Origin of the sequence: Rhodanobacter sp. 7MK24 (genome assembly GCF_014842995.1) — a bacterium.
GTDB lineage: Bacteria > Pseudomonadota > Gammaproteobacteria > Xanthomonadales > Rhodanobacteraceae > Rhodanobacter_A.
Genome location: NZ_JACYXL010000011.1, coordinates 36,012 through 59,220, shown reverse-complemented (window position 1 = coordinate 59,220; position 23,209 = coordinate 36,012). Strand labels below are relative to the sequence as shown.

Below are 23,209 nucleotides of genomic sequence, written 5' to 3'. Positions count from 1 at the left end.
AACCCACGGAAAAACCACGCGGATGTTGCCTGCCTCACACCATCGAAGTGCGCATGGCGAGGATCAGTTGCGCTTCGTCACGCGACAGCCCGCAGCATGCGACCAGTTGCTCCACGTCGGCGCCTTCGCGCGCGAGTTGCTTGGCCAATTCCCAGGAGCGCTCAGGCAACACGGGACGTTCCACCTGGCCGAGCTTGCGCTCTACCCGGTCCAACGCCGTCACCAACATCGAGGTCGGCACATCGGTGCCGGCGTCGGCTGCGTTCCGCCACAGCGCATCGACACGCTGCTGCAGGCGGTGCGACTGCCGCCACAACTTCACCAGCAGGGCCATCTGACCCACCGCCAGCAGTAACAGGGCGAGCACGCCGGATTCAAGCAACATCGCCGTCGCCTTTGTCCAGCCGGTACAGGCGGCGCGCATCGAGCAGTGCCACGAAGCCGTCCTGCCACGACATCACGCCACAAACCGGGTCGTCGTCGCGGCTGGCCCGCCCAGGAGGCGGCGGTGCAATGTCCAACCCTTCGCTGTTCAGCAACTCGCCCACCGCATCGACCTTGAGGCCGAGCAACTGGCCGGCATACGACATCATCACGATGCGCACCGCCTGCGGGTCGGCCTCGGGCTGCTCCGGCAGGCCGAGCCGGCGACGCCCGTCCATTACCGGCACGATATGCCCGCGCAGATGGCGCACGCCAAGCAGGTCGGTGGCGGAACCCGGCACCGGCGTCAGTTCGTCGTCGCGGATCACCTCGCTGACTTCGGTCAACCGCGCCGCGTAGATCTGTGTGCCGATGCGGAAGGACAGCCAGTGGCTGTCCTCCGACGCCGGGCCTGTGGCCAAGGCATTCATGCGATATCTCCGTGTGCCATGCAACGGATCATGACACGGCTCCAGTCGACGGAGCTGGCGCGGGCACATTGCCCGCAGGGGAGCCGGCATGAGGCGCAGGCACTCCCGATGGCGTGGGCGCATCCTTGGCGGGTTGCGCATCGCCTTTGGCCGCACCCTGCCGCGAGGCTTCTCCCGTTGGCGCGGACGGCGCCGCTTGCATCGGTTCGACGACCTTCACGGTGGGCAAGCTGCCTGACGATGGCGCTTCGGCGATGCCGGGCTGCCGGTCGAGCCCGCCCAGGTCGCTGCGTTCGCGTTGCGGGGTCGAATCCTCGCCCATGACCACCACCAGCACGCGGCGGTTTGCGTTGCGGCCGTCCGCGGTGCTGTTGTCGCCCACCGAGTGCGTCTCACCCCAACCGACGATGCCCAGCCGGTCCGGAGTGATGCCTGAGTCCACGAACAGCCGCGCGACGCTGCCGGCGCGCGCCGCCGAAAGCTCCCAGTTCGATGGGAACAGCGTGGTGCTGATCGGCATGTTGTCGGTGAAGCCCTCGACGCGCAGCGAATTGGTGAAGCCGGCCAGCACCGTAGCCAGGTTGCGCAGCACGCCCTGCGCCGGCATGGACAACTGCGCCACGCCACTGGGAAACAGGATGTCGGTACGGATCTCTATTTCCAGCCAACGCCCATTGTTGCGCACCACCACCTGCTTGCTGTCGATCAGCGGCTGCAGCGCCTTGCGCACCTCGGACTCGATGCGCCCTAGGGTCGCTGCTTCGGCCCCTTTGCCGATGTTGCGTCCGTTGCCACCCTGCTCCGCTACCGGGTGCGGCGGAATCGGCACGGCGATCGGCACCATCGCGCCCGCCTGGCCTTCCGGCGTGGCGATGGACGGGTCGACGTTGTGCGGCGGCACCCTGGTGGGCGGCATCGGCGCGATGACGTGGCTGGAACCGTTGAATGCCTCGATCATCGCCTCGGACAGCACGCGGAACTTGCCCTGGTTGACTACCGAGACGGCGTACATCACCACGAAGAACGCCAGCAGCAGGGTCATCAGGTCGGCGTACGGAATCGCCCACGCCTCGTGATTGACGTGTTCTTCGTGCTTGTGCCTCCGGCTCACGACACGTAACCCTGCAGGCGCGCCTCGATCAGGCGCGGGTTGTCGCCTTCGGCGATCGACACCAGACCCTCGATCAGGATTTCGCGCATCCTGGTCTGCTTGCCGATCAGGCTTTTCAGCCGCGCGGCCATGGGCAGCATGAACATGTTGGCCAGGGCGACGCCGTAGATGGTCGCCACGAAGGCCGCGGCGATGCCGTGGCCGAGCTTGCTGGGGTCGGCGAGGTTTTCCATCACCGCCATCAGGCCCATCACCGCACCGATGATGCCCATGGTGGGAGAGAAGATGCCTGCGCTTTCGTACACCTTGGAAGCCGCCAGGTCCTTGGCCTCGCGGGTTTCCATGTCCACTTCAAGCACGTTGCGGATTGCCTCCGGCTCGCCGCCGTCGACCAGCATCTGCAGGCCCTTCTTGATGAACGGGTCGGGCTCGGAGTCGATCTGCGGTTCCAGCCCCAGCAGGCCCTGCCGCCGTGAAATCTCGCTCCAACCCACGATGCGGCTGATGAGGTCTTCCGGCCTGTGCTGCGGCGGCTTGTAGATCATGGCCGCAACCTTCAGCGCGTGCCTGAGCACCGCCCCGGAGTTCTGCACCAGCAGGGCAGCCAGCGTGCCGACGAACACAATCACGAATGCGGCTGGGTTCACCAGCGCGCTGACGTGGGCACCCTTGAGGATGGTGCCGACGATGATGACCACGAAACCCAGGATCGTCCCGATGAGGCTGATCAAATCCATGAGATTCAGCCGGTCTGGGCCAGGGGGGCGAAAGATCGCGCGGCGGTGTCGGCCAAGCCGGCCAGATCCATCACCAGGGCTAACCGGCCGTCGCCGGTGACGGTGGCGCCAGCCACGCCGGGCACGCCGGCGAACAGGTGGCCCAGCGGCTTGACGATGACGTCCTCGCGGCCAAGCACCTCGTGCACCAGGCAGCCCAACCGCTGGTGTCCGATGTGCAGCACCGCGATGTGGCGAACGGATTCGCTCGCCGCACCGGCCCAATCGACCATGTCGACCAAAGGCAATGCGCGGCCACGATGGCGGGCCACCAGCCGGCCGTCGAGCAGGCTATCTTGGCCGGTGGCCAGTTCGAAAACCTCTTCCACGTTGCCCAGTGGCAAGCCGAGCAGGCGGTTGCCCACGCGCACCATCAACACGCGCACCACGGCCAACGTCAGCGGCACCGCCAGCTCGAGTTCGCTGCCGTGGCCGAGGCGCGAATGCACGGCCAGCGTGCCACCCAGTTCGGTGATGCGGGTCTTGACTACGTCCATGCCGACGCCGCGGCCGGAAATGTCCGACACCGTCGCGGCGGTGGAGAACCCGGGGCGGAAGATCAGCTCGTAGCACTCGGTCTCGGAGAGCCGCGCGGCCTGGGCCGCGTCGATCACGCCCTTCTCCACCGCCTTGCGCTTGAGGATCTCCGGATCCATGCCGCGACCATCGTCGGACACGGTGATGACGATGCGCTCGCCGCGCTGACTGGCTGCCAGCACGACGCGCCCCTTGCGTGCCTTGCCTGCGCGTTCGCGGTCGACGGGTTGTTCCAGGCCGTGATCCAGCGCGTTGCGAAGCAGATGGATCAACGGGTCGGCCAGGGCTTCGACCAGGCTGCGGTCGAGGTCGGTACCCTCGCCTTCCAGCACCAGTTCCACCTCCTTGCCGAGCTGGCGGGCAAGATCGCGCACGATACGCGGAAAGCGCTGGAACAGGCGCCCCACCGGCTGCATGCGCATGCCCATCACTGCGCCCTGCAGCTCGTCGGTGATGCGATCCAGCTCGCCGGCCGCCGCGGCCAGGGCCTCGCTGCCATGACGTGCGGCAAGGCTGAGCAGGCGGTTGCGCGCCAGCACCAGCTCGCCGGCATGGTTGACCAATATGTCCAGTCGCGCGGTGTCAACGCGCACGGTGGTTTCAGCTGCCGGAGCCGCGGCCTGGCGTGCAGCGGGCGCTGCAGCCTGTACTACTGGCGTCGCGGCCGGAGCGGATGTCGCAGGCGCGGACGCGTCCTTGCCAGGCTGTCCGCTCGCGCCGTGCAGTGCGTCCAGCAACGCTTCGAATTCATCGTCGTCGATGGTGCCAGCAGCGGCCGGCGCAGGCGCCGCCATCGGTGGCAACGCAACCGGCTCAATGGTGCCGGGTGCCGCGGTGCCGTACAGGCTGTCGAGCAGGGCCTCGAATTCGCTGTCGTCGATGGCCCCGCCAGCTGGCACGGCCGCCGGGGCCGGCGCGGAAACAGGTGCAGGCGCCGGGGCATGCGCGACGGCACCGCGCGGCAGCAATGCCTTGAGCAGTTCCGGCGACGGCATCGCCAGCGGCGAACCCGTGCCAAGCGCGGCCATCATTTCGACCAGCCGATCCAGCGTCTGCAGCAGGGCGTCCATGTAGCTGGCGTCCAGCATCAGGTTGCCGTTGCGGGCCAGGTTGAGCAGGTCCTCGGCGTGATGGCACAACTGCACCATCGGCTCCAGCGCGAGGAAGCCGGCACCGCCCTTCACCGTGTGGAAGGCGCGGAACACGGCATTCAGCAACTCGCCATCCTGCGGCGCCGCTTCCAGCCCGACCAGTTGCTCGCCCAGGCGCTCGACGAGTTCGCCGGCCTCGACCAGAAAATCCTGGCGCAGTTCGTTGTCGAAATCGGCATTCACCGCGCGTACCCGTCAGAACCCGAATTCGCTGAGCAGCCGGTCGGCATCCTCTTGGCTGGTCACCTTGGCCACGTCGACCGGTGCCTCGGCTCCGGCCAGCGCACCAGTAAGGCGCACCAGTTCCAGCAGCGAGGACTCCACCGTGCCGATGAAGGCGGAAACTTTCTTGACGCGCTGGCCGGTGAGATCCTGCCAGGACTGCGCCACCACCATGTCGGCGAGGCCGGCGCGGCAGGTTTCGGCGAAGCCCCCCGCCTCGCGCGCCAGCCCGGTGGCCAGCTCGTCGCCAGGCGCGCGCTTGAGCACGTCGTCGGCGCGCTGTGCCAGCGATTCGGCCTGTGGCCGCAGGCGCTCGGCGAAGTCGATGCTGCGATTGGCGGCACTGGCGCTCATTTCCAGCACGTCCTGCAGGTGCTGGCGCGCATCGGCGACGATGCCGGGCACGCCTTCCTGCGCCAGCTCGCCGCCAAGGCGGCGCATGGCATCGTGCAGTTCACGGGCCAGGTGACCAAGCGCGCGGAACAGGTGCTGCTCGCGCTGGCGCACCATGCTGTCCAGGGCGTGCTCGAAGGCCGGACCTTCCGGACTGTTCAGCAGGTCGCGCAGTTCGGCCGGCAGGCTCTCGTCGGCAACGAAGGGGATCATGGTGCTCATGCGCTGGCTCCGCTGGCGGCGATCCGCTCGAAGATCTTGGTAAGTTTTTCCCTGAGGGTGACGGCGGTGAATGGCTTGACGACATAGCCGTTCACGCCGGCCTGCGCGGCGGCAATGATCTGGTCGCGGTTGTTCTCCGCTGTCACCATCAGCACCGGCAGGCCCTTCAGCGAGGGTTCGGCGCGGATCGCGCGCAACAGGTCGATGCCGGTCATGTTCGGCATGTTCCAGTCGGTCACCACCAGGTCGAACGGCTGGCTGCGCAGCATGGTGAGCGCGTTGTTGCCGTCGTCGGCCTCCTGGATCAGGGTGTTGGTGAAGCCCAGCTCCACCAGCAGGTTCCTGACGATGCGCCGCATGGTGGAGAAATCGTCCACCACCAGGATTTTCATGTTCTTGTCCAAACGTGTGCTCCGCGTGCGTTGCGTTGTACGGGGGTATGCGGGGTGGCTGCGCTCAGGTGCGCCAGCCGGAGAGCTTGCCGCGCAGCCGGATCACGGCCTGGCCGTGGATCTGGCATACGCGCGACTCGCTCACGCCGAGCACGGCGCCGATTTCCTTGAGGTTCAATTCCTGCTCGTAGTACAGCGACATCACCAGCTGCTCGCGTTCCGGCAACGCGGTGATGGCCTCGATCAGCGCTTCGCGCATGCCGCTGTGCTCGATGCCCTCGTCGGGTGTCAGGCTGTTCTCGTCGGCCACGTCGAGCACGCCGGTCTCCTCGCCGTCGTCCGACGAGGTGAGGCTGAGCAGGCGCGACGAAAGGGCATCGGCGAGCACCTGGTGATACTCCTCCGCGCTGATGCCGAGCCGCCGGATCACCTCGGCGCCATCCGCCTCGGCACCGGTCTCGGCTTCGATCTGGCGGATGGTCTCGGCCACTTCGCGGGTCTTGCGGTGCACCGAGCGTGGCGTCCAGTCGGCGCGACGCAGCTCGTCCAGCATCGCACCACGGATGCGGATGCCCGCAAACGTCTCGAAGCTGGCTCCCTTGTCGTTGGCAAAATGGCGTGCCGCTTCGAGCAAACCGATCATCCCCGCTTGGATCAGGTCGCCCACGTCGACGCTGGCCGGCAACCGCCCCATCAGGTGATAGGCGATCCGCCGAACCAACGGCGCATGCCGACGCACAAGCTCGTCGGCACTCTCGCGGGAGAGTTGTAGATATTCCGAAGTCGCGCTCATCCCGGTTTTTCCCCGGCCGAAGCTTCTCGGCCACTGAAGAAGGAGATGCGATCGAGACCCGCGCGACCGGGCTCGACCCACTTATCGACCGACTCGGCCAGTTTCTTGAATGCCCTGGCCGACGGACTCGACGGCCACAGTTCTACCACGGCTGCCTGGCGCTTGATCGCCTGACGTAGACGTTCGTCGTGGGGTACCCAGCCGCTGAACTCCATGGCCACGTCGAGGAAACGGTCGCTGACCCGGGCCAGCTTCTGGTGCAACAGCCGCGCATCGCCCTCGTTGTGCACCATGTTGGCGACCATCCGCAGGCGGCGCACGCCGAAATCGCGGCTGAGCACCTTGGCCAGCCCGTAGGCGTCCGTCAGGGAGGCGGGCTCGTCGCACACCACCAGGATCACCTCGGCGGCAGCGGCGGCGAACATTGTCACGCTGTCGGACAGGCCAGCGGCGGTGTCCACCAGCAGGTATTCGGGGGGCTGCGGCAAATCGTCGAAAGCGCGGATGATCGCGGCCAGCTGGTTGTTGTCCAGCTGCGCCAGCCGGCGCGCACCGGAGCCCGAGGGCACGATCTGCAGGCCGCCCGGCGCAGGCGTCAGCAACGACTCCAGCGTGCATTCGCCATCGAGCATGTGGCCGATGTGCTGCGGAGGCGAAAGGCCGAGCAGCACGTCCACGTTCGCCAACCCGGTGTCGGCATCCAGCAGGATCGTCTCGTGGCCGGCGCTGGCCAGCGCCACGCCGAGGTTCACCGCCACCGTGCTCTTGCCCACACCGCCCTTGCCGCCGGCTACCGCGATCGTGCGGCATGGCCGCCGCGCCGACGGTACCGCCGCGAGCAAGCCGTCGGCCTGGTCGCCGGATGCAGCCGCCGTCGCCGGCGATGGCGGCACGACCATCGCGGCCAACAACTGTTGCAATCCCCAAGCCTGGTTCATTACAGATACTCCATTCACATTCATGCTTCAGCCATGGCAAGACCGAAGCGTTCGGCCATCGTATCGTCGTCCGGGTTCGCGCTCGCCTTGGCCGAGCGTGCGGCACGGCATACCAGCTCGCGCGCGTCGGCCGTGGCGATGTCCTCGGGCACGCGCTGCCCGTCGGTAACATAATCCAACGGCAGCCGGTGGCGAATCAGCACCGACAGCGCGCCGCCCAGCCGCGGCGCCTCGTCCAGCTTGGTGAGGATGCAGGCGTGCGGCTTCAGCGCATGATAGGCGTCCACCGCCTCTTCCAGCGAGGCCACCTGCGCATTGGCCGCCAACACCAGGCAGGAACGCAGCTCGCCGGCGTCGGCAAGGATCTCCAACTGCTGCGCCAGCCGGGGATCGCTGCCGGCCATGCCGGCGGTGTCGATCAACACAGTATGGCGCCCATGCAGCATCTCCAGCACCTTGCCCAGGCTGCGCGCATCGTAGGCCGGGTAAACCTGCACGCCGAGCAGGCGGCCGTAGTGTTCCAGCTGTGCGGCGGCGCCGATGCGGTAATGATCGGTGCTGACCAGCGCCACCTGGGGGGCGCCATGGCGCATCACCGCCCGCGCGGCGAGCTTGGCGATGGTGGTGGTCTTGCCCACGCCGGTGGGTCCAACCAGCGCGGTGATGCTGCGTTCGTTGGCGCAGAGGTCGCGGCCGCTCACCGTCAGGTTGCGGCTGAGCATGCCCAGCGGCAGATAGCGGGCCTGGTCGGCGTTGATCTGTTCCGGCAGTTCGTCCACCAGGGTACGCGCGACTCCGGCCTCGATGCCGAGCCGGGTCAATTCGCGCAGGATGCGCGCGCGCAGCGGCTGGCGCCGCTCCATGTCGTTCCAGGCGAGGCTGGACAGCTGCACTTCCAGCATCGAGCGCAGTTCGTTGAAGTCGCTGCGCAGTTGCGCGGTGTCGCGGGCGGCACGCTCCACCAGCGGATGCACAGTCGGCGGCTGTGCAACCGGCGGCCGCACCGTCGCGGCCGGCGCACTGGACGCCGTGACAGACGCAGTGACGGGTTTGGCGGCAGTCGGCATGGCGTTGTGTGCGCGCTGCGGCACGGTGGCTGGGGCGGAGGTTGGGGCCGGGGTTGGAGCCGGAACCGGCGCCGGCGCCGGCGCGGGGGACCGTACGACCCGGGCCGCCACCTGCTGCACGACGGATCGCGGCGCGGGCGAAGCCTTCGTCTCCGGCTTTGCTGGCGGCTGCAAAGCCACGAGTTCGGGCAAGCCATGCTTGGCCGCCTCGCGCACCAGCGCCTCGTCGTAATCGATCGCAGCGATCACCTCGATACCGTCGTCCAGCCTGCGCGTGGAGAGGATCACCGCATCCGGGCCCTGTTCCTCGCGCACTTCCCGCATCGCCTGACGCATATCGCGCGCCACGAAACGTTTGATCTTCATATGTGTTCGCTCCAGGAGCGGGATTCTCGAACGGGAAACAGGAATCCGGTTGAAGCGTCGCCGCGGGATGTTTGCCGTGACCACTGCCGTTCCGACTGCCTATGCCGCATTCCGCCGATTCCCGGTTCTCAACGCCCCAACGCCTGCACCAAGCGCACCCGGCGATTGTCGGGCACCTCGTTGTAAGCCAGTACGTGCAGGTTTTGTGCCACGTGACGGGTAAAGCGCGCGAGCCACGGCCGCAGTTGCGGCGCGACCAGCAGCACGGCCGGTTCTCCGCTCATTTCCTGCTTGCGCGCGGCCTCGGCCACGCCCTGCTGCAGGCGGTCGGCAAGGCCCGGTTCGACCGCCGCTCCCGCCATGCCGCCGCCGGAGATCGAGCCCAGCAGGATCTGCTCCAGTTCCGGTGCCAACGTGACTACCGGGATCTCGGTGCCCAAGCCGGCGATTTCCTGCACGATCTGGCGGCCCAGCGCCACGCGCACGGCGGCGGTAAGCACGCCGGGATCCTGACTCTGGCCGGCGTTCTCCGCCAAGGATTCGACGATGCCGCGCATGTTGCGGATCGGCACGCGCTCGGCCAGCAAATTCTGCAGCACCTTCACCACCACGCCCAGCGTCAGGCGCTTGGGTACCAGGTCCTCGACCAGCTTGGGCGCGCTCTGCGCCAGGCGGTCGAGCAGCTGCTGCACATCCTGGTGGCTGAGCAATTCGTGCGCATGGCCCTGCAGGATGTGCGACAGGTGCGTGGCGATCACCGTGGCCGGATCCACCACGGTGTAGCCATACCCCTGCGCCAGCTCGCGCTGGCCCAATTCGATCCACACCGCTTCCAGTCCGAACGCCGGGTCGCGGGTGGCGATGCCCGGCACCGTGCCATGCACCTGGCCGGGATTGATCGCCAGCAGGCGATCGGTATGCACCTCGGCTTCGCCCATCGGCACGCCCATCAGCATGATGCGGTAGGCGGTGGGACCGAGATCGAGGTTGTCGCGGATGTGCACCGCGGGAACCAGGAAGCCAAGCTCCTGCGACAGCTTGCGGCGCACCGACTTGATGCGCCCCATCAATTCGCCGCCCTGATGTGTGTCCACCAGCGGAATCAAGCGGTAGCCCACTTCCAGACCCAGTGGATCGACCGTGGTGACGTCCTCCCAGCCCAGTTCCACGCGCTCGGCAGGGGATGCCTGGGTCGGTGCCGCCGCCGTGTCGACGGCCAGTTGCTGGCGCGTCTCGCGCTGGCGCTTGAACAGCAGCCACGCCGCGCCGCCACACACGCAGCCCAGCAACAGAAAGGCAAGGTTCGGCATGCCGGGGATCAGGCCCATCACTACCAGCACCGCGGCCGCCACCGCCAGCGCACGCGGCTGGCCGAATACCTGGCCGGCTAGTTGCCGTCCCATGTCCTGCGCCTTGGAGACGCGGGTGACGATGATCGCCGTGGCTACCGAAAGCATCAGCGCCGGCACCTGTGCCACCAGGCCGTCGCCGATGGTGAGCAAGGTATAGGTCTGCGCCGCTTCGCTGGCGGACAGGCCGTGCTGCATCACGCCCACGAAGAAGCCGCCCACGATGTTGATGAGCAGGATCAGGATGCCCGCGGTGGCGTCGCCGCGCACGAACTTGGAGGCGCCGTCCATCGAGCCGTAGAAGTCCGCTTCCTCGCGCACTTCCTGGCGGCGGTCGCGCGCCTGCTCTTGGTTGATCAGGCCGGCGTTGAGGTCGGCGTCGATTGCCATCTGCTTGCCGGGCATCGAATCCAGCGTGAAGCGCGCGGTCACTTCCGACACGCGGGTAGCGCCCTTGGTCACCACCACGAAGTTGATGATGGTGATGATCGCAAACACCACCAGGCCGACGGCGAAGTTGCCGCCGATGACGAACTCGCCGAAGGCCTCGATCACCTTGCCGGCCGCGGCGGCGCCATCGTGGCCGTGCAGCAGCACCACGCGGGTGGAGGCGATGTTGAGCGCCAGCCGCAGCAGGGTGGCCATCAGCACCACGGTGGGGAACGCGGCGAACTCCAGCGGCCGCATCACGTAGACCACCGCGAGCAGGATGACCAGCGAGAGCGCGATGTTGAAGCTGAAGAGGATGTCGAGCAGGAACGGCGGCAGCGGCAACATCATCATCGCCAGCATCACCAGCATCATCACCGGTGCGCCAAGGCCCCGTCGCGCCAGTTGCTTGAAGCTGCCCAGTACCTGCGTGCCCGTCATGGATTTGACTCTTGCCTGTTAGCGATAAGGTCCCATGAGATCCGGATCGATCTCGGGGTTTGGTGCGGCCGGTGGCGCGTCGCCATGCGCCGCAGCCTGCTTGAGCTGGTAGACGTAGACGAGCACCTGGGCCACCGCCACGTAGAGCGCGGCGGGGATCTCCTGATCCAACTTGGTGGTGGCATACAAGGCTCGTGCCAGCGGCGGCGCCTCGACCAGCGGGATGTGGTGGCTGCCCGCCACCTGGCGGATCTGCATGGCCAGCACGTCCACGCCCTTGGCGATTACCCGCGGCGCACCCATGCGGCCATCGTCATAGCGCAGCGCCACCGCGTAGTGGGTGGGGTTGACCACCACCACGTCGGCCTTGGGCAGCTCCTGCATCATGCGTCGCCGCGCCTGCGCCATCTGCACCTGGCGGATGCGACCCTTGATCTCGGGACTGCCCTCGCTCTCTTTCATCTCGTCCTTGATCTCCTGCCGGCTCATGCGCAGGCGCTTGCCGTGGTCGTACTTCTGATACACCGCATCGATACCGCCGAGCAGCGCCAGGATGCCGCCGAACCACAGCGCCGATTGGCCCAGCAGGCCCATCGCCTGGGCGATGCCCGTCGCCACCGAACCGCGCCCGGTGGCCTGCAGCGCGTCCTGCCAATGGCGCAGCAGCATCGCGAGCACGCCGCCGATGAAAATGACCTTGAGCAGCGCCTTGGCCAATTCCACCAGCCCGCGCATGGCGAAGATGCGGCCCAGCCCCTCGATGGGGTTCAGCCGCTCGAACTTCGGCTCCAGCGCCTTGCCGCTGAAATTGAGGCCGCCTAGCAGGATCGGGGCGAACAGCGCGGCCAACAGGGTGGCCAGCGCCACCGGCGAGAACAGCGACAACGCCTCATGCAGCGCCGCGCCCAACATGCGTTGCGGCAACGTGTCGCTGAACAACGCTTCGCGCGAATAGCCCAGGCCCAAGGAAAAGATGCGCCGCGCGTGTTCGAACGCGCGCTCTCCGCCGGTCATCAGGACCGCTACGCCGGCCATCACCACCGCAGCGCCGGAAAGATCGCGCGATCGCGGGATATCGCCCTTTTCGCGCGACTCGCGCAGCCGTTTTTCTGTCGGCTGTTCGGTTTTTTCCTGGTCGCTGTCGTCGGCCACTTCTCAGAATCCGCTTATGACCCAAGAAGCTGCCGCATCAGCTCCCACGCCTGCGTCTGCAAGGCCTCGAAGGCGCCGGGCAAGCTACGCAGCGAAAGCCACAGGGCGACAAAACCCAGCGTCACCGTGATCGGAAAGCCCACCGCGAACAGATTCATCGCCGGTGCTGCCCGGCTGATCGCCGCAAAGCCGATATTCACCACCAGCAGCGACGTCATCGCCGGCAAGGCCACACGCACCGCGCCGCCGAACAGCTGCGCACCGAAGGCCAACACCGCGTGCAGGCCTGCCGGGTCGATCGCGGCGGTATGCGACGCCGCGCCGTGGAAGCTGTCAGCGAGCAACTCGATCAATTGCAGATGGCCGTCCATCGCCAGGAATATCAAGCTCACCAGGGTCAGGTAGAACTGGCCCAGAACCCCGGTGCTGCCGCCCGCCTGCGGATCGACGTCCTGGGCGAAACTCAGGCTCATGCTCTGCCCCACCAGGTCGCCGCCGAACTGCACCGCGCCGAATACCAGCTTCAGCACGAAACCCACCACTGCACCGATCACCACCTGTTCCGCCAGGGTGACCATGCCGGCAATGCCGACCACATCCACCGTACCGGGGGCGAGCGGCGCCAGGATGGCGGCAAGCATCAGAGCCAGACTCAGGCGTATGCGCGGCAACATCACCGAAGAGCTGAACACCGGCGCGAGCAGGAACAAACCGCCCACGCGAGCCAGCGCCCACAGGAAGCGACCCAGCCACGGCAGCAGCAGGGCCACGTCCAGCGTTGTCACCGCACCACTCCCGCCAGGCTCTCAATCAATTGCGTGGTGTACTGCACCAGCAAGTGCAGCATCCATGGACCGGCGATCAGCATCACCAGCGCCATTGCGATCAGCTTGGGAATGAAGGAGAGCGTCATCTCGTTGATTTGCGTGGCCGCCTGCACCACGCCGATCAGCAGGCCCACCACCAGCGCCGTGAGCAGCAGCGGCGCGGCCACCAGCATCGCCACGTACAGCGCGTGCTGGCCGAGCCCCATGATGGATTCGGGCGTCACGGGCGTCCTCCGCAGGCGTGCACGCTCATGTGTAGAAGCTCCCCGCCAACGTGCCCAGCAGCAACGTCCAACCATCCACCAACACGAACAGCATGATCTTGAAGGGCAGCGAGATGATCGTCGGCGACACCATCATCATGCCCATCGACATCAGCACGCTGGCCACCACCAGGTCGATGATGAGGAAGGGGATGAACAACAGGAAACCCATCTGGAATGCGGTCTTGAGCTCCGACGTGAGGAAGGCCGGCATCGCCACCGTGAACGGCACATCGGCCTTGCTCGCGTAGGGTGGCGCGCCGGCCAGCTTGGTGAACAGCGCGAGATCCGCCTCGCGGGTCTGGTCGAGCATGAAGCGCTTGAACGGGGCGGTGGCTGCGGGCAGCGCCTGCTCCGCGCTCATCTGCCCGCTCATGTACGGCTTGACGCCGTCGTCGTAGGCGCGGTTCAACACAGGCGACATCACGAACAGAGTGAGAAACAGCGCCAGTCCGAGCAGCACCTGGTTGGGCGGCGTGGTCTGCGTGCCCAGCGCCTGCCGCAGGAAGCTCAGCACGATGATGATGCGCGTGAACGACGTCATCATCAGCACGATCGCTGGCAGCATGGTCAGCACGGTGAGCAGCGCCAGCATCTGCAAGGACAGCGTCCAGTTCTTGGTGCCGTCCGGCGCGTCGTGCACGCTCAGCACGGGCAGGCCCGTATTGCCCAGGCCTGGCGGACTGGCCGGCATAGTCAGCGTCGGCACCGCAGGCGCGGATGCGGCACCGTGCGCCTGGGGCGCAGCCGACGCGAACAGCGGCAACAGCAGCAGGACGAGCGCGAGCAGCCAGCGTGCGCAGCAAATTCGATGGACGCTCACGACCGCCCCTTCCAGCGCGACAGCAGCTGCGCGATATCGGGAACCGCCGGCAGCGCGGGCGGATCGGCCTCGACCGGCGCCGCGCCCTCGTAGACGTGCAAGGTGCGCATGCCTCCCGGCCCCACGCCCACCAGCAGGCGCTTACCGTCGGCATCGAGCAAGAGCACGCGGTCGCGCGCGCCCACCGCCATCGTCTCCACGCAGCGGATGCGTCGACCGCCGGGCCGACTGCGCGCCTGCAGGCGCCGGCTCAGCCAGCCTGCCACGAAGATCAATGCCACCACCGCGACGAGGCTGAGCAGCACGCGCAGCAATTCGCCGCCGACGTTGATGTCGGCCGCCGGCAACGCGGCAGGTGCCAGCGCGACGAAGCCGCCTATTTTCGATTTCCCGGCCACGATCCGCTCACCGCAACTTGCGCACGCGCTCGGCCGGACTGATCACGTCGGTGAGGCGGATGCCAAACTTTTCGTTGATGACCACCACCTCGCCATGCGCGACCAGGGTGCCGTTGACGAACACATCCAGCGGCTCGCCGGCGGCGCGATCCAGCTCCACCACCGAACCCTGGTTGAGCTGCAGCAGGTTGCGGATGCTGATGCGGGTGCGCCCGACTTCCATCGCCAGGGTCACCGGTACGTCCAGGATCATGTCGAGATTGACTTCGCTGTTGCCGCCGGCGGCGCCGCGCAACGAGTCGAACTGAACGCGGTCGCCGCCGTCGTCGATCATGGCTTCATGGGGCTGATTCATGCGATTTCTTCTCTGCTGGTCTGATCGCCGGTGGTGCGCGTTTCGCGCCGCCCGACCTGGGTTTGGAAACGGATGGCATTGCGACCGTTGGCCTGGCCGTAACGGCCACGGAACAGCGGCACGTCCTCGGCATACACGGTGACCACGTCGGGCAACTGGATCGGGATCACGTCGCCTGGGCGCAGGCGCAGGAAATCGCCGACCGTGATATCGAAGTCGAGCAGTTGCGAGCTCAGCGGCACTTCCGCGTCGAGCACCTCGTCACGCAGCAGCTCGGCCCAGCGGTCGTCGCGGTCCACGCGGTCGCTCTGCACACCCGCGTCGAGCAAAGTGCGGATCGGCTCGACCATCGCGTACGGCAAGGTCAGATGGATCTCCCCACCGCCGCCGTCCAGCTCGACGTGGAAGCGCGACACCACCACCGTCTCGGTCGGGCTGACGATGTTGGCGAACTGCGGGTTGATCTCGGAATTCTGGTACTCGAACGACAGGCCCAGCACCGGTGCCCAGGCTTCGACCATCGCGCCGAACAGCTCGCCCAGCAGGATCTGGATCACGCGGTTCTCGGTGGCGGTGAAGTCGCGGCCCTCGATACGTGCGTGGAAACGCCCGTCACCGCCGAAGAAGTTGTCGATCACGCTGAATACCAGCCGCGGCTCGAATACCACCAGCGCGGTGCCGCGCAGCGGTTTGATCTTCACCAGATTCAGGTTGGTCGGCACCACCAGGCCATGCACGTACTCGGCGAACTTGAGCATCTTCACGCCCAACACCGAGACCTCGCAGGTCTTGCGCAACACGCCGAACAACGCGGTGCGGAAATAGCGCGCGAAACGGTCGTTGACCATCTCCAGCGTGGGCAGACGACCGCGCACGATGCGGTCCTGCTGGGTGAAGTCGTAGGACAGCACCGCATCGCGCGGCAGCGGCTGGTCGCTGCCGGTTTCCACCGCGCCATCGGTCACGCCGTCGAGCAGCGCATCGATTTCGTCCTGTGAAAGCAGATCGCTCATACCGGCAGCCTTACTGCATCACGAAGCTGGTGAAGTACAGCGCGTCGATCCCGGGCTTGCCGGTGCGCTCCTTGACGATCTTCTGCACGGCCGCCAGCGCTTGTTCCTGCAGCTTGCGGCGGCCATCGGCGCTGCTGATGATCGAGTACTCCTGGTTGCTGAACAGCGACACCAGCGCGTCGCGCACCACCGGGTTGGCATCCTTCGCCGCATCGAGCGCCTTCTGGTCGTACGACATCAGCGTTACCGACACCTGCAGGTAGCGCAGCGAATCGCCATCCTTGAAATTCACCACGAACGCTGGATCCAGCGGCATGTAGAGATCGACCTTGGGCGCCTCGACAGGCGCATGCGCGGACTTTTGCGCCTGCCAGAAATAGCCGCCACCGGCCAATGCCAGCACGACTACCGCCGCGCCGATCACCATCAAGCGCTTCGACTTGCCCGCCGGTGGTGCCACCCTTGCCTGTTCTTCGTCCGCCATGGAGCCCTCAATACATTCGGTTGTTTTGGGATGCGCGCGGGCGCGTCTGCCGAGTCAATGCAATCCACGTGCCACGCACGCCGCACCTTGCCATGAACGCATCCATGGAGGGTGACGTGCGAAAAACCGAGATTGATGGCGCTTTCTTGACGCGCGCCAAACTCATGACATGTCGTGTTGACGACACACGCCATGAAACAGCAGACGACATTAAACCGATGTCGGCATGCGCACGGGAGGGAAGCCTGCCCACGGATGCCTCGTGCCCTGGAGCGCCTTCCGCACGCGGAGCGCGCCGGGCGGGTCAGGCGAAGGCGTCGAGCAAGCCGATTTGGCTTGTCGTGGCAGCAGAAAGCGATGCGCCCTGCACTTCGCCGACGTCGTCGCCGGAGGAAGCTTGCGCACCGCTGCCGCCTTCGCCGCGCGAATGGCCGCTGCCGCTCTGCTGCTGCCCCACCTCCGCATGGCCCAGCGAAAGGCCATGGCGGTTAAGCATGTTGTCGAGCTGCGGCAAGCTCTGCTGCACGGCCGTGACGGCCGCCGGATGCTGTGCGCTGAACACTACGTCGATGCGGTTCTGATTGACGGTGACGTGCACGTCCAGCGAACCCAAGTCCTGCGGATTCAGCCGTATCTTCGCCTGCTGGACACCTTGCTGGCCCAGCCACATCACCTGCTGGCCAAGTTCGCCGGCAAAGCCGGCACTGCCCGTCGGCGACGACATTTGCAGCTGCGGCAGTGCAACTGCCTGTGCATTGGCCGTCTGCGGCAGCATGGGTGTCGCGGCGAACGCCAAAGCATCCAGACCGGAGGTGGCCTTGTGCGTGTCGGTGCCCGTGTCCGCAGCCGCACCGGCTGCATTGCCAAGCATGCTGGCGAAGTTCGCGAGCGACACTGCATTGCCTGCGGCGGTGCCTGTCATGACTCCGCCTGTCGCGCCATCGGCAGCCGACGCCTGACCGTTCGCGTTCAGGCCCTGCAACGCCATGGCCGCCTTGGCCTGCCCGGACGACGAGCCGTCCGCCGAAACGGTGCCGTCGTCCGCGTCGGACTGTGCGCCCGCCATGTTGCCGTTTACCTGGCCAAGCATGGCCAGCATGGCACCGGCCAGCGAGGCCGCGCCTTCGTCGTCGGTCGCATCGGTTTTCGACGCAGGCGCTTTCGCCGTGGCGGACGGCGCGGCGTCGCCAGATCCCGCGCCGGTGGCAGTTTGCGCAGTCTGGGCCAGCGCCGCCAGCGCGGCATCCACCGTCTGCCCGTTCGTTGCTGCATTCGTCTTGGACGAAGCATTCGCCGATGCTGTGGATGCCGCACCCGCCGCTGAGGTTGTGGAGGCCGTGCCAACCGCTGCCATGTTCGATTCCTGGGTGGACTTTGCCGCACCCGAAGAGGATGGATCGCCTTGCCTGCTCGCACCTGGCGTCGATGCCGGCGGCGCGTCGGACGAGGAGGAACTGTCGCTGGACTGCGAATTGCGCGCGGCCTGCAGTTGCTGGTCGAACGTATTGCCCGGCGCGTCGCTGCCCGGCGTACTGGAAGGCGCGCTGGCGAGCGTGCTGGGCAGGCTGCTCGCGGCAGGTATCGGGGAAAGCGTGGCGGGTGCTGCCATGGTGAAAAGTCTCCTCTGCCGGCTGGCGGGTGCGGGATCGCGCAAAGCGCGCTATCGCGGCCGCCGGTGCTGCATGCGTTCGTCGATCTCGGCTTGCTCGCGCCTGTCCTCGGCGCGGCGCTCGTATTCCTGATGCTGTGCGATCACGCTGCCCAGCGCGCTTTCGCGCGCATGCGCCTTCTTCCAGTGGTCGCGCATCTGCTCCAGCCGGCGGTGCTGGCGGCTCACCTCGGCGACCTGTTGGGCGATCGCCTGGTCGATACGTGCGACGAACTGCTGGCGGTTGAGCAGTGCGCCGACGCTGACCGCGCCCGCACCCGCGTCGGCGTATTCGCGGCGATAGCGCTCAAGCTCTCCGAGCTGGTGTTCGGCCTTGGCCAGAGCCTGTTGTTGCGCAGCGAATTTCGCCAGCGCGTCCTCGGCTTTCTGGCGGGCCTGGTCTGCGGCCGGCTGCAGTCGTTCGGAACGCGGCGTCATGCGACCACCCGCTCGGCAATCAGGGCCAGCCGGTCGATGGCTTCCTCAAGCGCCACCGGCTCATCGACTTCCTGCTGCAGGAACTCGCGCAATTGCGGCCACATTTCGATGGCCAGATCCACCTGCGGGTCGGAACCTCGCTGGTAGGCGCCCACCGCGATCAGGTCCCGCTGCTGGCGGTACGCCGAATAGACTCGTCTGAATCGCTGCGCCGCCTGCAGGTGTTCACGCGACGCAACTTGAGGCATCACGCGGCTGATCGACGCCTCGATGTCGATGGCCGGGTAATGACCAGCTTCGGCCAGATCACGCGAGAGCACGATATGGCCGTCGAGGATCGCACGCGCGGCATCGGCGATCGGATCGTGGCGGTAATCGTCGCCCTCGGTCAGTACCGTGTAGAACGCAGTGATGGAACCTTTGCCTTCGGCATCGTTGCCCGCGCGCTCGACCAGCGCCGGCATCATCGCGAATACGGACGGCGGGTAGCCCTTGGTGGCCGGCGGCTCGCCGATGGCCAGCGCGATCTCGCGCTGGGCTTGTGCATAACGGGTGAGCGAATCCATCAGCAGCAGCACGCGCATGCCGCGGTCGCGGAACCACTCGGCAATGGCGGTAGCGTACTGCGCGCCGCGCAGCCGCTTCAGCGGCGGCGCGTCCGCCGGCGCGGCCACGATCACCGCACGACGGCGGCCTTCCTCGCCCAGGGTGTGCTCGACGAACTCCTTCACCTCGCGGCCGCGTTCGCCGATCAGGCCTACCACCACCACGTCGGCGTTGGTGTAACGGGTCATCATGCCGAGCAAGGTGGACTTGCCCACGCCGGAGCCGGCGAACAGGCCCAGGCGCTGGCCGCGCCCCACGGTGAGCAGCGCGTTGATCGCACGCACACCCACATCCAGCGGCGCATCGATCGGCTTGCGTGCCATCGGGTTGATGGGTTCGCGCTTGAGCGCGGCGTGTTCGTCGACGTCGAGCGGGCCGTGCCCGTCCAGCGGCAGGCCGTCGGCACCCACCACACGGCCCAGCAGATGCATGCCTACCGGCAAGCCGCCGCTGTGCGCGAAGGGACGCACACGCGCATTCGGCAGTACGCCACGCATGTCGTCCACCGGCATCAACAGCAGGCGTTCGTCGGCAAAGCCGACCACCTCGGTTTCCAACTGGTCGCCGGCGGCGGTATCGACCAGGCAACGCGCACCCAGGGCGGCCTCGCAGCCTTCGGCCTCCAGGGTCAGGCCGACCACGCGGCGCAGGCTGCCCTCCACCGTCAAAGTGCGCGTGGCCTCGGCGCGTGCTGTCCGCCGCGCGATTTTCCGGCCCCAGCCTTCATTGCGTGCGGCGGGATCGACGGCGGCGCTCATGGACCGCCACCTTCCGGCTCCACGGCTTCGCCGAGCACGGCATCGACCATCGCGGCGAGGCGCGTTTCCACCCGGGCATCCAGCCGCGAGTGCTCGCTTTCCATCCGGCAATCGCCGCGGGACAGTTCGGGATCGGCCAACAGCCGCCAGTGATTCTCGGCCGAACCCATGCTCTGCAGCAGGGCAAGGTCCAGCGGATGCAGATGCACGCGCAACTCGCGGGTCGCGGCCGGCAGTGCGTTGGCTGCTTCGCGCACAGCGCGCGCGACAAGCTCGGGCGAAAGTTGCAGCTCGTGTGCAATCACCCGGCTGGCCACCACCATCGCCAGCCGCGTCAGCTCCTGCACGACCTGCTCGTCGAGCGCCTGCAACGGACGCGACGCTGCGACGCACACGGCATCGAATTGCGCCACCCGCTGGCAAAGTTCCTGTCTTGCCGCGGCGCGCCCTTCCGCCAATCCTGCGAGACGACCTTCGTCGCGCGCCTGCTGCTCCAGCGCCTCCAGATCGTGCACGGAGGGCTGCGCCGGCACCTCTTCGTCGACCACCGGCGGTTCAGGCGCGGCATCGAAGCTCGGCATCTCCCAGCGCCGGAATTCCGCCGAGGCATCGTGGATCGTGGCGATCATCAGACGTAATCATCCCCGCCGCCGCTGCCGAGGTTGATCTGACCGGAATCGGCCAGCTTCCTGGCGGCGGCCAGCACTTCCTTCTGGGCCGCATCGACTTCGCTCAGGCGCACCGGACCCTTCACTTCGAGGTCGTCGCGCATCATGTCGGCGGCACGCTTGGACATGTTGGAGAAAATCTTTTCGCGTATTGCGGGTTCGGCACCCTTCAGCGCCGTGATGAGGATGCCCGAGGGCACTTCGCGTAGCAGAGTCTGCATGCCGCGGTCGTCCAGGTCGGCGAGATCCTCGAACACGAACATCAGGTCTTCGATTTTGCCGCCCAACGCGCTGTCCTGGCTGCGGATGGCCGTCATCAGCTCGGCTTCGCGGCTGCTTTCCATCGCATTGAGGATGTTCGCGGCGGCCTTCAGGCCGCCGACATTGGCGGACTTGAGCTTCTTGGTGTTGCCGTTGAACTGGCGCTCCATGATCTCGTCCAGCTCATTCAGCGCGTGCGGCTGCACGCCATCGAGCGTAGCGATGCGCATCACCGCGTCGCTGCGCGTGCGTGGCGGCAGGTAGCCGATCACTTCGGCTGCCTGGTCAGGTTCCAGATGCGCCAGCACCAGCGCGATGATCTGCGGGTGCTCCTGGCTGATCATCTCCGCGATCGCGCGGCTTTCCATCCATTTCAGCGATTCCAGGCCTTTGCTGCTGCGACCGAGCAGGATGCGGTCAATCAGGCCGCCCGCCTTGGTCTCGCCCAGCGCATTGGTGAGGATCTTGCGGATGTATTCCTCGGTGCCCACGCCGAGCGAGGTTTGACGGCCCATGTCTTCGTCGAGCTTGTCGAGCACGTGTTCGACCTGCTCGCGCGATACGCTGGAAAGCCCCGCCATCGCGGTACCCACGGCCTGGACGTCGCGCGCACTCAGGTGCTTCAGCACTTCCGCCGCGTCCTGCTCGCCCAGCGTCAGCAACAGGATCGCCGCGCGCTGCGCGCCAGTGACCGCTGGCTCCGAACGGTTAGGTGCCATCTTCGTTCACCCAGTTCCGGACCACCTGAGCCACCTGCTTGGAGTTTTCACCCACCATGCGGCGCGCATGGCCCACGCGCTGCTCGTAAGCCTGCGTCGGCGTCGCGTCGATGCGCGCGTGCGCCGCCTTTTGCTGTTGACCCAGCCCGATGTGATCGTCGTCGCCTACGCGCACGGACACTGTCGGCAACGGCGTCGGCAACGCGGCAGCAGCTTCCATCCTTGCCGGAGCAGCCCGCAACAAGCCCTTGAGCAGCGGCCGCAGCAGACCGAACGCCACCAGCAAGGCGATCAACACGCCAACGCCCTGCTTGATCAGGTCCAGCATGCCGGGGCGATCCCAGAACGGAATCGACGGTCCCGCATCCGGCGTAGCGACGTCGTGAAAGGCCTGGTTGACCACGCTGACGCTGTCGCCACGCGTGGCGTCGAAGCCCACGGAGTTCTTCACCAGGTCGGTGAGGTGCTGCAGTTCCTGCGCCGTGAACGGCACGCTCTTCGACGCGGCCTTGGCACCTCCCGTCCCAACCCCGCCGCCCAGCAATTTGTCGTCTACCACTACGGCCACGGTGAGGCGAGCCAGTCGGCCGGCCGGGTCGCTGACATGGCTGATGGTGCGATCCAGTTCAAAATTTCGTGTGGCACTGCTGGAACTGGAGCTGTCACGGCTGCTGGTCGAAGCAGAGGCGCTGCCCGGAGCGGCCGCCGTGCCGGCATTGGGCCGCGCGGCGGTAGGCTGCGCCACTGTCGCCGGCGGCTGGTTGCTGAGCGCGCCGGGAATGCCGCTGTTGGCATCGCCCCCGCTGTGCTGCTCGCTGCTGACCTGTTCGCTGCGCAACGCCGGATTCTCCGGGTTATAGGTCTCGGTGGCCTTCTCGCTTTGGCTGTAATCGAGGTCCGCGTTGACCTGCGCATGCACGCGACCTGGACCGACCAGCGGCGTCAGCAGGTCCTCGATGCGCTGGGCATAGGTGTTCTCGATGCGCGTGGCCAGGCGCAGGCGGCTGTCGCCAGCTGCGCCTGCCGCATCCGCTGTATTACTGGTGAGCAACTGGCCCTGCTGGTCGACCACAGAAACCTGGCTGGGATCGAGGCCCGGCACACTGGACGCCACCAGGTGCACGATCGCCGCCACCTGTCCGGGGTCGAGCGAGCGACCCTGGTACAGCGTGAGCAGCACCGAGGCGCTGGCCTCGTGGTTGTCGCGGATGAACGGCGACGGTTTGGGCAGTGCCAGGTGCACACGTGCGGCGCGCACCGACTGCAACGAGGCAATGGTGGAGCCCAGGTCGTTTTCCAGCATTTGCTGGTAACGCGTGCGCTCGGCAAGATCGCTCATGCCAAATGGCGAGTCGTTGTTCGCCTGCGCATTGATCGCAGCGCTTCCCTGCGGCAACCCTTTCGCCGCCAGCCGCAAGCGCATTGCGCCGAGGTCGGAGGCAGGCGCCATGATCGAGGAGCCATCGTCGCTCACCTTGTACGCGACATTGGCGGCCTGCAACTCCTGCGTGATCGCAGCGGCGTCCTTCTGATCCAAGCCCGCGTACAGCAAGCCGTAATTCGGGCCGCGTGACCACAGCACCACCGCCACACCCAGCGCCACCGCCGCCGCCACCGCCACCAGCAGGACGAGTTGGCGCGCCGCGGGATTGCGGGTGATCTGCTTGAGGGAGTCCAGGCGCACGCCGGAGCCGTTGCTGTCGGTCGTCGCGATGGCGGTATCGGCCATGCTTCTGCTCGTCTGTCGGTGCTATT

General features: G+C 66.9%; 25 protein-coding genes. All 25 read right to left on the bottom strand.

Annotated features, from left to right (window positions below; translation table 11 throughout):
- Nucleotides 1-34 precede the first annotated feature (34 nt).
- Complete coding sequence (locus tag IHE49_RS15740) at nucleotides 35-385, bottom strand: DUF2802 domain-containing protein (RefSeq protein ID WP_192159637.1); 351 nt, start codon at nucleotides 383-385, stop codon at nucleotides 35-37.
- Nucleotides 375-854, bottom strand: coding sequence for a chemotaxis protein CheW (locus tag IHE49_RS15735; RefSeq protein ID WP_192159634.1), 480 nt, complete (start codon nucleotides 852-854; stop codon nucleotides 375-377). The genes IHE49_RS15740 and IHE49_RS15735 overlap by 11 nt, the downstream gene beginning before the upstream one ends.
- Nucleotides 855-882: 28 nt before the next feature.
- Nucleotides 883-1,965 (bottom strand): flagellar motor protein MotD, encoded by a 1,083-nt coding sequence (gene motD / locus IHE49_RS15730; RefSeq protein ID WP_192159632.1) that lies wholly within the window; start codon nucleotides 1,963-1,965, stop codon nucleotides 883-885.
- Complete coding sequence (locus IHE49_RS15725) at nucleotides 1,962-2,702, bottom strand: flagellar motor protein (protein ID WP_192159630.1); 741 nt, start codon at nucleotides 2,700-2,702, stop codon at nucleotides 1,962-1,964. Before IHE49_RS15725 ends, motD begins: the two co-directional genes overlap by 4 nt.
- 5 nt (nucleotides 2,703-2,707) lie before the next feature.
- Nucleotides 2,708-4,612 carry a chemotaxis protein CheA gene (locus tag IHE49_RS15720; protein WP_192159628.1) on the bottom strand — a complete coding sequence of 635 codons (1,905 nt, stop codon included), beginning with the start codon at nucleotides 4,610-4,612 and terminating at the stop codon, nucleotides 2,708-2,710.
- Between the two features lie 12 nt (nucleotides 4,613-4,624).
- Nucleotides 4,625-5,266, bottom strand: coding sequence for a protein phosphatase CheZ (locus IHE49_RS15715; protein WP_192159625.1), 642 nt, complete (start codon nucleotides 5,264-5,266; stop codon nucleotides 4,625-4,627).
- Nucleotides 5,263-5,670: a chemotaxis response regulator CheY gene (gene cheY, locus IHE49_RS15710; RefSeq protein ID WP_192159623.1), complete on the bottom strand. Its 408-nt coding sequence runs from the start codon at nucleotides 5,668-5,670 to the stop codon at nucleotides 5,263-5,265. The genes IHE49_RS15715 and cheY overlap by 4 nt, the downstream gene beginning before the upstream one ends.
- Nucleotides 5,671-5,722: 52 nt before the next feature.
- Nucleotides 5,723-6,451 (bottom strand): RNA polymerase sigma factor FliA, encoded by a 729-nt coding sequence (locus tag IHE49_RS15705; RefSeq protein ID WP_192159620.1) that lies wholly within the window; start codon nucleotides 6,449-6,451, stop codon nucleotides 5,723-5,725.
- Nucleotides 6,448-7,389: a P-loop NTPase gene (locus IHE49_RS15700; protein ID WP_192159618.1), complete on the bottom strand. Its 942-nt coding sequence runs from the start codon at nucleotides 7,387-7,389 to the stop codon at nucleotides 6,448-6,450. Before IHE49_RS15700 ends, IHE49_RS15705 begins: the two co-directional genes overlap by 4 nt.
- A 20-nt stretch (nucleotides 7,390-7,409) precedes the next feature.
- Entirely contained in the window at nucleotides 7,410-8,822 is a 1,413-nt protein-coding gene (gene flhF, locus IHE49_RS15695) for a flagellar biosynthesis protein FlhF (protein WP_192159616.1), read from the bottom strand.
- Between the two features lie 128 nt (nucleotides 8,823-8,950).
- The gene (gene flhA / locus IHE49_RS15690) at nucleotides 8,951-11,041 is read right to left on the bottom strand and encodes a flagellar biosynthesis protein FlhA (RefSeq protein WP_192159613.1); all 2,091 of its coding nucleotides are present in this window, start codon (nucleotides 11,039-11,041) and stop codon (nucleotides 8,951-8,953) included.
- An 18-nt stretch (nucleotides 11,042-11,059) separates the two neighbouring features.
- The gene (gene flhB / locus IHE49_RS15685; protein ID WP_192159611.1) at nucleotides 11,060-12,193 is read right to left on the bottom strand and encodes a flagellar biosynthesis protein FlhB; all 1,134 of its coding nucleotides are present in this window, start codon (nucleotides 12,191-12,193) and stop codon (nucleotides 11,060-11,062) included.
- A 14-nt stretch (nucleotides 12,194-12,207) separates the two neighbouring features.
- Nucleotides 12,208-12,978 carry a flagellar biosynthetic protein FliR gene (fliR, locus tag IHE49_RS15680; protein WP_192159609.1) on the bottom strand — a complete coding sequence of 257 codons (771 nt, stop codon included), beginning with the start codon at nucleotides 12,976-12,978 and terminating at the stop codon, nucleotides 12,208-12,210.
- Entirely contained in the window at nucleotides 12,975-13,244 is a 270-nt protein-coding gene (gene fliQ / locus IHE49_RS15675; RefSeq protein WP_192159607.1) for a flagellar biosynthesis protein FliQ, read from the bottom strand. Before fliQ ends, fliR begins: the two co-directional genes overlap by 4 nt.
- Nucleotides 13,245-13,269: 25 nt before the next feature.
- The gene (fliP, locus tag IHE49_RS15670) at nucleotides 13,270-14,091 is read right to left on the bottom strand and encodes a flagellar type III secretion system pore protein FliP (RefSeq protein ID WP_343227592.1); all 822 of its coding nucleotides are present in this window, start codon (nucleotides 14,089-14,091) and stop codon (nucleotides 13,270-13,272) included.
- An 11-nt stretch (nucleotides 14,092-14,102) separates the two neighbouring features.
- The gene (gene fliO / locus IHE49_RS15665; RefSeq protein WP_343227589.1) at nucleotides 14,103-14,504 is read right to left on the bottom strand and encodes a flagellar biosynthetic protein FliO; all 402 of its coding nucleotides are present in this window, start codon (nucleotides 14,502-14,504) and stop codon (nucleotides 14,103-14,105) included.
- 7 nt (nucleotides 14,505-14,511) lie between these two features.
- Nucleotides 14,512-14,859 (bottom strand): flagellar motor switch protein FliN, encoded by a 348-nt coding sequence (fliN, locus tag IHE49_RS15660; RefSeq protein WP_192159605.1) that lies wholly within the window; start codon nucleotides 14,857-14,859, stop codon nucleotides 14,512-14,514.
- The gene (gene fliM, locus IHE49_RS15655) at nucleotides 14,856-15,872 is read right to left on the bottom strand and encodes a flagellar motor switch protein FliM (RefSeq protein WP_192159603.1); all 1,017 of its coding nucleotides are present in this window, start codon (nucleotides 15,870-15,872) and stop codon (nucleotides 14,856-14,858) included. The genes fliN and fliM overlap by 4 nt, the downstream gene beginning before the upstream one ends.
- Nucleotides 15,873-15,882: 10 nt before the next feature.
- A complete protein-coding gene (locus IHE49_RS15650; protein WP_192159601.1) occupies nucleotides 15,883-16,356 on the bottom strand; it encodes a flagellar basal body-associated FliL family protein in 474 nt (157 codons plus the stop codon).
- 304 nt (nucleotides 16,357-16,660) lie between these two features.
- Nucleotides 16,661-17,965: a flagellar hook-length control protein FliK gene (locus tag IHE49_RS15645; RefSeq protein ID WP_192159599.1), complete on the bottom strand. Its 1,305-nt coding sequence runs from the start codon at nucleotides 17,963-17,965 to the stop codon at nucleotides 16,661-16,663.
- Between the two features lie 51 nt (nucleotides 17,966-18,016).
- Entirely contained in the window at nucleotides 18,017-18,442 is a 426-nt protein-coding gene (gene fliJ / locus IHE49_RS15640; RefSeq protein ID WP_192159597.1) for a flagellar export protein FliJ, read from the bottom strand.
- Entirely contained in the window at nucleotides 18,439-19,806 is a 1,368-nt protein-coding gene (gene fliI / locus IHE49_RS15635; RefSeq protein ID WP_192159595.1) for a flagellar protein export ATPase FliI, read from the bottom strand. Before fliI ends, fliJ begins: the two co-directional genes overlap by 4 nt.
- Nucleotides 19,803-20,435 carry a flagellar assembly protein FliH gene (locus tag IHE49_RS15630; RefSeq protein ID WP_192159593.1) on the bottom strand — a complete coding sequence of 211 codons (633 nt, stop codon included), beginning with the start codon at nucleotides 20,433-20,435 and terminating at the stop codon, nucleotides 19,803-19,805. Before IHE49_RS15630 ends, fliI begins: the two co-directional genes overlap by 4 nt.
- On the bottom strand, nucleotides 20,435-21,454 hold the full coding sequence (fliG, locus tag IHE49_RS15625; protein ID WP_192159591.1) for a flagellar motor switch protein FliG: 1,020 nt from the start codon (nucleotides 21,452-21,454) through the stop codon (nucleotides 20,435-20,437). Before fliG ends, IHE49_RS15630 begins: the two co-directional genes overlap by 1 nt.
- Complete coding sequence (fliF, locus tag IHE49_RS15620) at nucleotides 21,444-23,183, bottom strand: flagellar basal-body MS-ring/collar protein FliF (protein ID WP_192159589.1); 1,740 nt, start codon at nucleotides 23,181-23,183, stop codon at nucleotides 21,444-21,446. The genes fliG and fliF overlap by 11 nt, the downstream gene beginning before the upstream one ends.
- Between the last annotated feature and the right edge of the window lie 26 nt (nucleotides 23,184-23,209).

Excerpts from the sequence above, each read along its gene's own strand:
- fliG (WP_192159591.1), bottom strand. The coding sequence starts at position 21,454 with ATGGCACCTAACCGTTCGGAGCCAGCGGTCACTGGCGCGCAGCGCGCG.
- fliF (WP_192159589.1), bottom strand. The coding sequence starts at position 23,183 with ATGGCCGATACCGCCATCGCGACGACCGACAGCAACGGCTCCGGCGTG.
- IHE49_RS15725 (WP_192159630.1), bottom strand. The coding sequence starts at position 2,702 with ATGGATTTGATCAGCCTCATCGGGACGATCCTGGGTTTCGTGGTCATC.
- flhA (WP_192159613.1), bottom strand. The coding sequence starts at position 11,041 with ATGACGGGCACGCAGGTACTGGGCAGCTTCAAGCAACTGGCGCGACGG.
- IHE49_RS15700 (WP_192159618.1), bottom strand. The coding sequence starts at position 7,389 with ATGAACCAGGCTTGGGGATTGCAACAGTTGTTGGCCGCGATGGTCGTG.
- fliJ (WP_192159597.1), bottom strand. The coding sequence starts at position 18,442 with ATGACGCCGCGTTCCGAACGACTGCAGCCGGCCGCAGACCAGGCCCGC.
- fliI (WP_192159595.1), bottom strand. The coding sequence starts at position 19,806 with ATGAGCGCCGCCGTCGATCCCGCCGCACGCAATGAAGGCTGGGGCCGG.
- IHE49_RS15715 (WP_192159625.1), bottom strand. The coding sequence starts at position 5,266 with ATGAGCACCATGATCCCCTTCGTTGCCGACGAGAGCCTGCCGGCCGAA.
- IHE49_RS15630 (WP_192159593.1), bottom strand. The coding sequence starts at position 20,435 with ATGATCGCCACGATCCACGATGCCTCGGCGGAATTCCGGCGCTGGGAG.
- IHE49_RS15645 (WP_192159599.1), bottom strand. The coding sequence starts at position 17,965 with ATGGCAGCACCCGCCACGCTTTCCCCGATACCTGCCGCGAGCAGCCTG.
- IHE49_RS15650 (WP_192159601.1), bottom strand. The coding sequence starts at position 16,356 with ATGGCGGACGAAGAACAGGCAAGGGTGGCACCACCGGCGGGCAAGTCG.
- IHE49_RS15735 (WP_192159634.1), bottom strand. The coding sequence starts at position 854 with ATGAATGCCTTGGCCACAGGCCCGGCGTCGGAGGACAGCCACTGGCTG.
- IHE49_RS15705 (WP_192159620.1), bottom strand. The coding sequence starts at position 6,451 with ATGAGCGCGACTTCGGAATATCTACAACTCTCCCGCGAGAGTGCCGAC.
- fliN (WP_192159605.1), bottom strand. The coding sequence starts at position 14,859 with ATGAATCAGCCCCATGAAGCCATGATCGACGACGGCGGCGACCGCGTT.
- fliM (WP_192159603.1), bottom strand. The coding sequence starts at position 15,872 with ATGAGCGATCTGCTTTCACAGGACGAAATCGATGCGCTGCTCGACGGC.
- IHE49_RS15740 (WP_192159637.1), bottom strand. The coding sequence starts at position 385 with ATGTTGCTTGAATCCGGCGTGCTCGCCCTGTTACTGCTGGCGGTGGGT.
- flhF (WP_192159616.1), bottom strand. The coding sequence starts at position 8,822 with ATGAAGATCAAACGTTTCGTGGCGCGCGATATGCGTCAGGCGATGCGG.